General features: G+C 33.8%; 10 protein-coding genes. 9 read left to right on the top strand and 1 reads right to left on the bottom strand.

Annotation, left to right across the window (positions count from 1 at the left end):
- Window positions 1-3: 3 nt before the first annotated feature.
- From kynU to AABL85_RS10895, 3 genes are all read left to right on the top strand, one after another.
- Window positions 4-1,281 carry a kynureninase gene (kynU, locus tag AABL85_RS10905; RefSeq protein ID WP_341310105.1) on the top strand — a complete coding sequence of 426 codons (1,278 nt, stop codon included), beginning with the start codon at window positions 4-6 and terminating at the stop codon, window positions 1,279-1,281.
- 129 nt (window positions 1,282-1,410) lie between these two features.
- A complete protein-coding gene (locus tag AABL85_RS10900; RefSeq protein WP_341310104.1) occupies window positions 1,411-2,496 on the top strand; it encodes an agmatinase family protein in 1,086 nt (361 codons plus the stop codon).
- 305 nt (window positions 2,497-2,801) lie between these two features.
- Window positions 2,802-4,136, top strand: a complete 1,335-nt coding sequence (locus AABL85_RS10895) for an NAD(P)/FAD-dependent oxidoreductase (RefSeq protein ID WP_341310103.1) — start codon at window positions 2,802-2,804, stop codon at window positions 4,134-4,136.
- A gap of 44 nt (window positions 4,137-4,180) precedes the next feature.
- Here AABL85_RS10895 and AABL85_RS10890 read toward each other — a convergent pair whose 3' ends face one another.
- Window positions 4,181-5,719, bottom strand: a complete 1,539-nt coding sequence (locus AABL85_RS10890) for a helicase HerA-like domain-containing protein (RefSeq protein WP_341310102.1) — start codon at window positions 5,717-5,719, stop codon at window positions 4,181-4,183.
- 339 nt (window positions 5,720-6,058) lie between these two features.
- Between AABL85_RS10890 and AABL85_RS10885 the strand changes: the two genes are divergently transcribed.
- The 6 genes from AABL85_RS10885 to AABL85_RS10860 all read left to right on the top strand — a co-directional run bounded on the left by AABL85_RS10885 (window position 6,059) and on the right by AABL85_RS10860 (window position 12,026).
- Entirely contained in the window at window positions 6,059-6,898 is an 840-nt protein-coding gene (locus AABL85_RS10885; protein WP_006257212.1) for a MotA/TolQ/ExbB proton channel family protein, read from the top strand.
- Window positions 6,899-6,980: 82 nt separating this feature from the next.
- Complete coding sequence (locus AABL85_RS10880; RefSeq protein ID WP_286415558.1) at window positions 6,981-7,610, top strand: ExbD/TolR family protein; 630 nt, start codon at window positions 6,981-6,983, stop codon at window positions 7,608-7,610.
- An 18-nt stretch (window positions 7,611-7,628) separates the two neighbouring features.
- On the top strand, window positions 7,629-8,168 hold the full coding sequence (locus AABL85_RS10875; RefSeq protein WP_006257210.1) for an ExbD/TolR family protein: 540 nt from the start codon (window positions 7,629-7,631) through the stop codon (window positions 8,166-8,168).
- A gap of 24 nt (window positions 8,169-8,192) precedes the next feature.
- Entirely contained in the window at window positions 8,193-9,047 is an 855-nt protein-coding gene (locus tag AABL85_RS10870; RefSeq protein WP_286415559.1) for an energy transducer TonB, read from the top strand.
- A 334-nt stretch (window positions 9,048-9,381) separates the two neighbouring features.
- Window positions 9,382-10,338 carry a substrate-binding domain-containing protein gene (locus AABL85_RS10865; RefSeq protein WP_341310101.1) on the top strand — a complete coding sequence of 319 codons (957 nt, stop codon included), beginning with the start codon at window positions 9,382-9,384 and terminating at the stop codon, window positions 10,336-10,338.
- A gap of 32 nt (window positions 10,339-10,370) precedes the next feature.
- Window positions 10,371-12,026 carry a tetratricopeptide repeat protein gene (locus AABL85_RS10860; RefSeq protein ID WP_341310100.1) on the top strand — a complete coding sequence of 552 codons (1,656 nt, stop codon included), beginning with the start codon at window positions 10,371-10,373 and terminating at the stop codon, window positions 12,024-12,026.
- Window positions 12,027-12,088 lie beyond the last annotated feature (62 nt).

The raw sequence follows: 12,088 nt of genomic DNA, 5'->3' as shown, positions 1-12,088 counted from the left end.
ATAATGACTTTTGAAAATACACTTGCTTATGCAAGGAGCTTAGATGAAAAAGATCCTTTAGCTAAGTACAGAGATGAGTTTAACTTTCCAGAGGTAAATGGAAAACAGGTTATCTATTTTACAGGTAATTCACTTGGACTACAACCTAAGAGAGCTGTAGAGTATGTCAATGAAGTAATGCAGGATTGGGGAGCGTTAGCTGTAGAAGGACACTTCTATGCAGAGAAACCATGGTGGGATTATCACGAACGTTTAAGTGAACCATTGAGTAGAATAGTAGGAGCTAAGTCGTCAGAAATTACTGTGATGAATACCTTGACAGTTAACCTTCACTTATTGATGACTACTTTTTATCGTCCTACGGCTAGTAAGTATAAGATTATATGTGAGGAGAAAGCATTTCCGAGTGATCAATATCTGATACAGTCTCAAGTAAGGTTACATGGACTAGATCCTAAAGAGGCTATTATAGAGTTAAAGAAAAGACCTGGAGAACATAACTTTAGATTAGAGGATATATTAGAAAAGATAGATGAAGTAGGAGAAGAGATCGCTTTAGTGTTAATAGGAGGGCTTAACTATTATACAGGTCAAGTGTTCGATATCAAAACTATTACAGCTCATGCTCATCAATATGGAGCTAAGGTAGGATGGGATTTAGCTCATGCTGCTGGTAATATAGCGTTGAAGTTGCACGAGTGGAATGTGGATTTCGCTGCATGGTGTAGTTATAAGTATATGAATGCTGGGCCGGGTAGTGCATCAGGCTGTTTCATTCATGAACGCTATCATACAGATAAAGATTTGATTCGATTAGCAGGATGGTGGGGACATAATAAAGAACGTCGTTTTTTGATGGAGAAAAAATTTGATGCAGTAGAGAGTGCTCATGGATGGCAGATTAGTAATCCATCTATTCTTAGCTTAGCTCCCTATTTAGCATCCATAGAGATGTTTGACGAAGTGGGAATGGAGGCTTTGATTACAAAACAGAGAGAGATTACTGCTTACCTTGAGTTTATAATGGAGGATGTGGCTAAAGCTGTTAATGCTAATTATGAATTAATCACGCCTAAAAAAGAAACCGAAAGAGGAAGTCAACTTTCTGTTTTTCTTCATGGAAAGGGGAAAGATCTGTTTTCGTATTTAATGAATGAAGGAGTAATTGTAGATTGGAGAGAGCCTAATGTGGTTAGGCTAGCACCAGTTCCTTTCTATACTTCTTATGAAGATATATATCGTTTTGGAGAAATTCTAAAAAAGGCAGATAGTCTTTTTTAGACTATTAGTATGATATGTTTACAAGTATAGAAAAGAAGATAAGGAGAGAATAGTTATTTAATAGAATTTAATTTGCCTGATTTGTCTATCATTTAAATTAAATTACATTTGCAAAAAAAATAAAATACGATGTCAACTAAACAAAATAAGATAGATAATTTTGATCCATCTCAGCCAGGATTAGCAGATGCGACGATATATGGATTGCCTTTTACAGCAGAGGAAAGTGAGATTATAGTGGTACCAGCACCATGGGAAGTAACAGTAAGTTATGGAGCAGGGGCGTCAGAAGGACCAGAAGCTATATTAGAAGCTTCTTATCAAGTAGATTTGTTACACCAACAATATCCTGATTTATGGAAATTGGGAATTTATATAGATGAAGCTCCAGAACATTGGGCAACAGATAGTGCGAAGTATAAAGAAATGGCTCAGCCAATCATTGAAGCACTTGAGAATGGTGAGAATATTGCAGACTTACCAGAGTTACAAAAAGATTTAGATACAATCAATGCAGTATGTGATAAATTTCACAAAGAAGTAGAAGAGAAAGTATCTTATTGGATGGCAAAAGGAAAACGCGTAGTATTATTAGGAGGAGATCACAGTACTCCATTTGGATATTACAATGCATTAGCAAAACATCACGATGCTTTTGGTATTTTACACTTTGATGCGCATATGGATTTAAGAGATGCTTATGAAGGGTTTACTTATTCTCATGCGTCTATTATGTTCAATACTTTAAAATTACCTCAAGTAAAAACAATAGTACAAGTAGGTATTCGTGATTTCTGTGAGCAAGAAGTAGCAACAGTAGTAGAAGCTAATGGAAGAGTATTAGTACATACTGATGCAGATTTGAAGAAAGACGAATTTGAAGGGATGAGTTGGAAAGATAAATGTGATCAAATTATCGCTTCATTACCAGAGAAAGTAGCAATCAGTTTTGACATTGATGCTTTATTAGCTTGGTATTGTCCAAATACAGGAACACCTGTACCAGGAGGATTAACTTATGAGCAAGCAACTTATATGATTACACATTTATCGGAATCTAATAAGTTAATTATAGGAATGGATTTAGTAGAGGTAGCGCCAGGAGAGGATGATTGGGATGGTAATGTTGGAGCTAGATTATTGTTCCATATGTGTGGAGCATTTGCAAAATCACAAGGCTTAGCAGTAGGACAAAAGATAGAGTTTAAGAAATAAACAAAAATAAAGAGTCTCGCGAGACTCTTTATTTTTTTATAGGTTTGTCACAAAAGAATATATTATACAAAGAAAGTATAGTGGCAGCAAATAGCAATATAGAGACTAAAATATGATCTATATTGAAGACGATGTAAAAGAGATACCACCCTGTTAAAAGAAGTATCACTAGGATCCATATTAAATCTTTCATAGGGAATCTGTTAGTTGTGTTGTTGCTTAAATATACTTAGAATATTAGAGTTAAAATATAAGTAATCAAAGAATTTGTATTTTAATTTGTTAAAAATAAATTAGTTAGCGTCATGGTAAAAGATGTCTCAATAGTTGGTAGTGGATTAGTAGGTGTGGTGTTGGCAATCAGCTTAAAAAAGAAAGGCTATACAGTAACAGTATATGATAAGAGTGAGGATATTCGAAATATAGATTTTAGAGGGAGGTCTATTAATTTAGCTTTATCAGATCGAGGGTGGCGTATATTAAAAGAATTAGGAATAGAAGATGAGGTAAGGGAACTAGGTATTCCAATGTCTGAAAGAGCAATCCATACTGAGGATGGTAATGTCAAATATCAACCTTATAGTATAAAAGGAGACTCAATATGGGCAATCTCGAGAGGAGGGTTAAATAAAGATTTGATTTCTATTGCAGAAAGAGAAGGAGTGGTATTTAAGTTTGATACTCCTATATGGGATGTTAATCTAAAAGAAGGGATCTTATATACAGCAGAGAAAGAGAGTGATCAGTGGAATGAGATTAAAACTGATTTGATCTTTGGGGCTGATGGTGCGTATTCTAGAGTCAGAGCTAAAATGCAGAAGCAAAGTCGATTTGAATATCAACAATCCTATCTACATTTAGGATATAAAGAACTTCGTATAGAGGCAATGCCTAATGGGGAACATCAGTTATCTAAGAACGCATTTCATATTTGGCCAAGAAAAGACTTTATGTTTATTGCGTTAGCGAATGTTGACGGTTCTTTTACTTGTACATTGTTTATGCCATATGAAGGGGAAGTCTCTTTTAATACTGTTCAAACGGATGAGGAGATTAGAAAGTTCTTTGGTGCTTACTTTAAAGATGTAGGTTCTTTGATACCAAATTATTTAGAGCAATTTAAAGAGAACCCAGTGAATTCATTGGTAACCATGAAGTGTTTTCCTTGGGTGTCTGAAGATAAGGTTGCTCTTATCGGTGATGCCGCACATGCAGTAGTTCCTTTTTATGGGCAAGGATTAAATGCGGGATTGGAAGATGTATATGTGCTAAATCAAATAATAAATCAGGTAGGAAATAATAGTTGGTTTGATGTACTAAAAAAATACCAAGAAGAAAGAAAGCCTAATGGAGATGCTATAGCAGAACTGTCCTATCGCAACTTTAGAGAGATGAGTGAAGACACGGCCGATGATATGTTTTTGTTAAGAAAAAAGATTGAGGCAAAATTTGCAGCTGAATATCCTAGTCTATGGTTGCCTTTATACGATAGAGTTACATTTAGTACAGAAAGTTACGTATCAGCTTTAGCTGAGGGGGAAAGACAAGCGGGTATTATGGATGAGGTAATGAAGATGGATGGAATCATACACAAATGGGATAGTGAAGAAGTGATGAATAAGATAAAGTCTCTTTTATAATATAATGAAGAAGGGTATATGTGATCACATATACCCTTTTGAATTTATTTACGTTTACCTTTAGAATTCCCTCCTGATAATATTTTATTTAAGATACCAAAAGCACCTCTTATAAAAGTAGCGCTAGTTACAACTTTAATAATTCCTTTTGTAACATCGCTATTTCCTTGTTGTGTTTTAGTAGTGCTTGTTTTTGTAGTCGTTTCTTTTACCTTTTGTTCTTCTTGTTTTAGAGCTTCTAGTTTTGCATTTAATATTTCATAAGCACTTTCTCTGTCAAAATACTCATTGTATTTTTTAGCAAGAGAAGATTTGGTTATAAGGTCATTTATTTCTTGATCAGATAAGATATCCATTCTACTCATAGGTGCACGCATAGTACATACTGCAAGTGGGGTAGGGATACCTTTTTCGTTTAGAGCAGTGACTAAAGCTTCTCCTGTTCCCATAGAAGTAATAATCTCATCAGTCTTATAATACTCAGTAGAAGGGAAGTTTTCGGAAGCAGTTTTGATTGCTTTGCGATCTTTTTCTGTGAATGCGCGTAGAGCATGTTGTATTTTTAGACCTAGTTGTGCTAGTACACCATTAGGAATATCTGTAGGATTCTGTGTGATAAAGTAGATTCCGATTCCTTTAGAGCGTATTAATTTTACAATTGTTTCTATTTGATTTAATAGCGTTTTACTAGCTTCATTAAATATTAAGTGTGCCTCATCTATGAAGATTACTAGTTCTGGCTGTCCACTATCCCCTTGTTCTGGCATCTGAGAATAAACTTGTGCCAGTAGGTTTAGCATAAAAGTAGAGAAAAGTTTAGGCTTGTCTTGTATATCTGTCAGACGTAGAATGTTTACATATCCATAACCGTTCTCATCAATACGCATCAAATCCTGTATGTCAAAAGAAGGTTCTGCAAAGAATATATCTGCACCTTGCTGTTCTAATTCTATTATCTTTCGAATAATAGCTCCAGTTGAAGCTGCAGAGATACGGCCATATTCTGCTTCTATTTCTTCTTTTCCTTCGTTGGTTAAGTACTGAAGAGTCTTTTTAAAGTCTTTTAAATCTAGTAAAGGAAGTTGCTTATCATCACAATATTTAAACACAAGAGAGACGATACCTGACTGAGTTTCATTTAAATCTAGTATTCTACTGAATAAGATTGGACCAAATTCAGTTATGGTAGCTCTAAGTCTTACGCCATTTTGTTGCGAAATTGATAATAGCTCCACAGGAAATCCAGAAGGGGTAAAAGGCAAGTTCATCCTAGAATGTCTGTCTTTTATAAAGTCATTTTCTACACCACTCATCGCTATACCACTAAAGTCACCTTTAATGTCCATCATTAAAACAGGTATGCCTTTAGCTGAAAGTTGCTCAGATAATACTTGTATTGTTTTGGTTTTACCAGTACCAGTTGCCCCTGCTATAAGTCCATGTCTATTAATGGTTTTGAGCGGAATATTGATAAAGTGATCGGCTAGAATCTCACCTTCTAATTTTGCTGCACCTATAGTAATATAATCTCCTTTAAAAGAATAGCCTTGTTGGAGATTAGTGCTGAAGTTTTCTTTATTCATAGTTGTCATTTTGTAAAAAACATCTTTAAACTTTAACAAAGATAATGTATTCGCAAAATAAATTATATATAAATTTGAAATGTTAAATTTGAAGGTAATGTAAAAAATGCTTTAGTTTATTTCATTTAGAGTTGTTATCTTTACCTTAGCTTAACATTTCCTTTTAATACGGGGTGTTAAATTTCCTCTGTGTTAAATCAAGAAAGAAAGAGTTGAAAAAAATCATTATAAATTTTTTTATTTGATCTAAAAACATAAATTTGCGACTCTCATTAGTTTTAAAAGAGAAAATAAGTAATAAGTAATAATTGAAAAAAAAAGAATTAAATTTTTAAAAAGATGACAAAAGTATCAAACGAATCAGTTGAGAAAAAAGGATCTAGTTCAGGAGCAAGCAGAGTAATTGCATCACTAGCAGTAGTATTTTGTATTGTATTTGGTTACATTATCTGGAAATTTGTAATGGGTAACCCAGCTAACTTTGAAAACGGTGATCCAGAAAACGGACATCCACTACCAGGAAACTTCATGGGAATGGTTTATAAAGGAGGAATTGTAGTAGCGGCGTTAATTGGATTATTAACAATGACTGTAGTTTTCTCAATCGAGAGATTCTTTGTAATTTCTAAAGCATCAGGAAAAGGTAACGTAGGTAAATTCGTACAAGACTTACAAGGAAACATCAATGCTGGAAGAATCAGCGAGGCTATGGATGCATGTGACGCTCAACAAGGGTCAGTAGCTAACGTAGTAAAAGCTGGATTAATCAAGTATGAAGAAATGAAAAAAGAAGGATTCAATAGCGAAGAAGCTACTGAAGCAATTCAAAAAGAAATCGAAGAGGCTACTACATTAGAGATGCCAATGTTAGAAAGAAACATGATCGTATTAGCTACATTAGTATCTATTGGTACGTTAGTAGGATTATTAGGTACAGTAACAGGGATGATTAAAGCGTTCTCAGCTTTAGCAACTTCTGGTACTCCTGACTCAGCTGCATTAGCAACAGGTATTTCTGAGGCGTTAGTATGTACTGCAACAGGTATTGGTACTTCTACATTAGCTATTGTTATGTATAACTCATTTACAACTAAAATTGATAGATTAACTTATTCAATTGACGAAGCAGGATTTGCTATTACTCAATCTTACAGAAGATTCAAAGGTTTAGTAAAGTAATTAGAATAAGTAAATAATAATAATACTAAGCCTGTGTAGACTTAGAATCAATACAGGTTTAGTTTATAAAAAAACACTATCAATGGCAAAAGGTAAAATGAAAAAGAAAAGTATGAGAGTGGATATGACCGCAATGTGTGACGTGTCGTTCCTACTTTTGACTTTCTTCGTATTGACTTCTACTGCTAAAATGCCAGAACCATTACCTGTGGATACTCCATCTTCAACAGTACAAACTAAATTACCTGAGGTAAATTTAGCTACGGTTACTATCGGAGGTGAAGAAGGATCAGAAAAGGTTTTCTTTGGGGTTTTAGGTAGAGAGGATCGTATCGCAACCCTTGAAAAAATGGGAGAGCGTTACAATATAGAATTTAATGATGAAGAGAAAAAGACTTTTTCATTCTTAGAAGGTGTGGGTACACCAATGCAAGATTTGAAAAGTTTCTTAAATCTTCCGCCAGATGTTAGAAATAAAGTTACTTCAAACCAACCTGGGATTCCTACAGATTCTGTAAATAACCAATTAAAGGATTGGGTTCAGACAGCTCGTATCGTAGCTAAAGACTTGAACAATAAAGTTCTTGAAGTAGCAATTAAAGCTGATGCAACTGTAAACTATCCAAAAGTGAAAAGTGTTATGGATGTTATGCAAGAGCAACGTCTAAACAAGTTCTACTTGGTAACAGGTCTAAGAAATGAGGATTTTTAATCATTAAACAAACTGTAAATGGCTGAATTAAATACAGGTGGAGGCGACAAGGATAAAAAAGTAAGAAGTAAAAAGCAGAATGCTGGGGTGGATTTAACTGCGATGGTGGATCTTGCTTTCTTATTGATTACTTTCTTTATGTTGACTACATCAATGAATAAACCGCAGTCGATGAACTTAGCTATGCCAGACAAGTCTGAAGAAGCAAAGAAAGAAGATAAAACGAAGGTAGATGAGAATCGTACGATGACTGTCTTAATCGGTGCGGATAATAAAATTAAATGGTATATGGGGATGCCTCATGAACCATTAGTGGGACCTACAGATAGTTCATACGGTCAAAACGGGATAAGAAAAGTAATAATGGAGAATACCAAAAAAGCTTTGGCTTATTCTCAAAATCCTGAAGATGGCTTAATTGTAATTATCAAAGCTAGTGAGAAATCAAATTATCGTAATCTAGTAGATATCTTAGACGAAATGGCAATTACAGGTACTAAAACTTATGCTATCGTTGATATCTCTGATAAGGATTTAGAGTTCTTAGGTGAGAAATAGTTAACGTCTAAATAATAAAAAGAAATGTCAAAATTAAATATCTTTAAAAAAGATTGGATTGATATTGTTTTCGAAGGACGTAACAAATCTTACGGAGCTTATCAATTAAGATCAGAAAACCCAAAGGTTACTACAGTAGCTTTGTTTGCTGGTATGGCTCTTTTTGGATTAGCAATTGCTTCTCCAATGTTGATAGACATGGCAAAAGGTACTTTTGGAGTTAAAAATGTGGAGAAATATGATGTGCCTTTAGAAATTAAGGAGATCGATCTTCCACCACCAGTAGAGGAATTACCTCCACCACCAGAAGATGTTCCACCACCACCTCCACCACCAGTAGAGGAAGTGAAGAACGTGAATGATACTAAAAAATTCGTTGAACCTGAAGTAGCGAAAAAAGAGGAAGTAACTGAGAAGTTAACTACTCAAGAAGACCTTAAGGACGCAGATCCTGGAGTGAAAGACGCTAAAGGGGATAAGGAAAAAGGTGAAATCAAAACTGGAGAAGGTACAGGAGAAGCTGATAAAGATAAAAAACAAGAAGTGTCTGGAGATGGAGACCCTAATAAGGTATTCGTAGCAGTACAAGTTAGAGCAGAGTACCCAGGTGGTATGGCAGCTTTTAACAAGCAATTTATCAGTAGATTCAGAACACCAGATATTGATTCAGGAGTGAAAAGAATCCAAGTTATCGTTCAGTTTATTGTTGAGATAGATGGTTCATTAACTGATATTAAAGTTGCTCGTGACCCAGGTTACGGTGCTGGTAAAGAAGCTGTACGTGTACTGAAATCTATGCCTAAATGGAAACCTGCTATTCAAAACAATAGAAGTGTTAGATCACAATTTACATTACCAATTACTATCCAAGTACAATAGGTATGTTTAAAAATAAATTTCAACAGAAATCGCTAGTTCAGCGATTTCTGTTTGTTTTCGGACTATGCTTCTTTTTACTTTATTTAGGATTAGGTTGCATGTTTTTGTTTTGGGATAATATGCCTATAGCCCTTGAATACACACATAGAATGCTTTTTGGTGGACTATTAATTGTGTATGGAGTATTTAGATTTATAAGACTTTGGAATCAGGACTGATTCTTAAAATATGAAGCCGCTTTTAGCGGCTTTCTTTTTTTGTTCAAATCTTAACAATGGAAGTTATTTGTTTTTTCTATCTTTATAAAATAAGATTTTTAGATACTACTTATTAAATGATAAAAAGAGGTTTTAGAGTTTTAAGCTATGTTTTGGCTTTGACTGCATTTTCAGTTATTTTCATTCAATGTAAAAAGAAAGAAGTAAAATCTACCCAAAATAATGTTGAGATAGATTATAAAGCATTAGATGAAACACCAGTTTCTGGTTATACACGTATTCTTGTTGATGAATCAGTTTATCCAATAGCGAATGAAGTGAATGAAATATTTATGTATGAGTATAACAGAGTGAAAGTCGATTTGGTTAAGAAAGCAGAAGGAGAAGTGTTGAATATGCTAATGAATGATTCTATTCGTGTAGCTGTGTTACCTCGTAAACTTACAGAGAAAGAGGTAGTGCATTTTAAAGGTAGAGTAAAACCTAAGATGACTCATTTTGCAACAGATGCAATAGTTTTTGTGACAAGTAAGGTTTTTAATGACAGTGTTATTGATTATGGACAGGTGTTAAGTAATTTGCAAAAACCTAATTCTGAACCAAGAGATAATCATATACTTGTATTTGATAATGTTAACTCTAGTATAGTTTCAGCTTTCAAAGAAAAAGCCAATGTAAAAGAGTTCGTGAAGGACTATGCATATTTTGGTGGTGATACAGAAGGAGTGATTGATTATGTAGTGAAAAATCCAAATGCTATTGGGGTTATTGGTTTGAATTGGCTAACACAACCAACTTTGGAATTGGAAGAGAAATTATCCCAACTAAAAGTACTATCAGTTAAGAATACTAAGGATGGTAAGTATTATAAACCATCACAAAATAATATTGCGGAAGGTACCTATCCATTAACTAGAGATCTTTACGTGGTGGATATTCAAGGGAAGTCTGGTTTAGGTGTAGGATATGCTTCTTATATCGCCGGATATAAAGGACAGCGTATTGTTTTAAAATCTAAGCTTGTTCCATTTAAAGTTCCACCTAGAGAATTGAATGTGAGAAAAGAAATTTAGGAAAAATCGTTAAATCAAATTATATCTAGATTATGAATAAAAGAAATCTAAAATCATTACTAGCAATAGCTCTAATTAGTGTTTCAAGCTTTGCTCAAGACTTAGAAACTGCGAAGAAAGCTATTCAGGATGAACAATATGATAAAGCAAAGGCTATTTTAAAGTCTTTAGTTGAAAGTAAACCTAATGATGGTAAAAACTATTATTATCTTGGGGATGTGTTCTTACTAGAAGATGAAGTAGAGTCTGCTCGCTCTTATTTTGAGAAGGGTATAGCAATTAAGAGTAAAGGTTTTCTTAATTATATTGGATTAGGACAATTAGCCTTGGAAGAAAATAATATCCCTTTAGCTAAAGAAAATTTAGATAAGGCTTTAAATGGTATTCGAAAAAAAGACTATGATGAAAAGTTATTAGTTGCTTCAGCTTATATTTCTTCAGAGAATAAATTACCGAAAGAAGCAATTGCAATAGCTCAGGATGTTATTAACGCAGATTATACTAATGCAAACGCATATAATATTTTAGGTAAGGCTTATTTGGCTGAGAATAACTTTAATGAGGCTTTCTCTGCATTTAGAAATGCAATATCATACGATGAGTCATTGTTAGATGCTAAATTACAATTGGCTATTATTACTAAGAGAGGACGTGGTTTTGCTGAGGCTATAAAAGCATGTGAAGAAATTTTAGCTGTTAATCCACAGTATGCTCCTGCATTAAGAGAAATTGCTGATAGTTACTATTTATGGTCAGTTCAGGATAGTTCTAAGAAAGAGCAAAATATGGCTAAAGCTGAAGAATATTTTCAAAAGTATATTAGTGCATCAGATAACTCTCTCGAGGCTAGAATGAAGTATGCTGATTTTCTTTTGGTAACAGGAGAGTATACTAAGCTAGAAAGCTTAGCTAATTCTCTTAAAAATGAAGAAGGAGTAAATAATCGTATTTTTAGATATCTAGGTTACGCTGGTTATCATAATGCTAATTACACTGTAGCTGTAGAAGGTTTAGAGACATATATTTCTAAAGCAAAAAAAACTATTGGTAGAGATCATTTGTATTTAGGTATTAGTTATTTGAATGTAGCTAAAGATAATAATGGGTATTATGCTAAGGGTGTAGAAAGCCTGAAACAAGCTGTCAAAGTTGATCCTGAAGTAGCAGAAGAGTTCCATGCATTAGGCTTAGAATTATTCAGAAAGAATAATCTAAAAGAAGCTATTGATGTATTTGTGATTTCAGGTGCTATTAAAGGACAAAGTAATTACGTGTATGATAATTATTACGCAGGATATTGTTATTATGTATTAGGAAGAGATGATGAAAGTGGTAATAATGAGCAAGCTTTAAAAGAAGCTGATAAATATTTTGCAATTGCAATTGATGGTGATGCTAAGTTAGCTGAAGCTTATTTCTTTAAAGCTAGAGCTAATCGTCTTCTGAAAGGTGATGAGGCTTATAAAAAAGTATATGAAGCGTATTCTGGTTTTATTAAACAGCTTACAGAAGCAGGTGTTTTAGATAAAGCTGATAATAAAGACAGAGTAATTGAAGCTTATACTTCTTTAGCTACTTATCATGCTAATCAAGAGGAAAATGCTGAATCTATTAAGTTCTTTAATAAAGTATTAGAGTTGGATCCCCAAAATGAGTTTGCGAAGAATACTATTAAAGCATTACAATAATAAGAATATTAAATATCAAGAAAACTCAATTGTGATTTTACAGTTGAGTTTTTTTTGTTATT

The organism is Myroides odoratimimus (assembly GCF_038039805.1).
Classification (GTDB): Bacteria; Bacteroidota; Bacteroidia; order Flavobacteriales; family Flavobacteriaceae; genus Flavobacterium; species Flavobacterium odoratimimum_B.
Note: the sequence above shows the minus strand (reverse complement) of the source record. Positions and strands in the feature narration are given on the sequence as shown.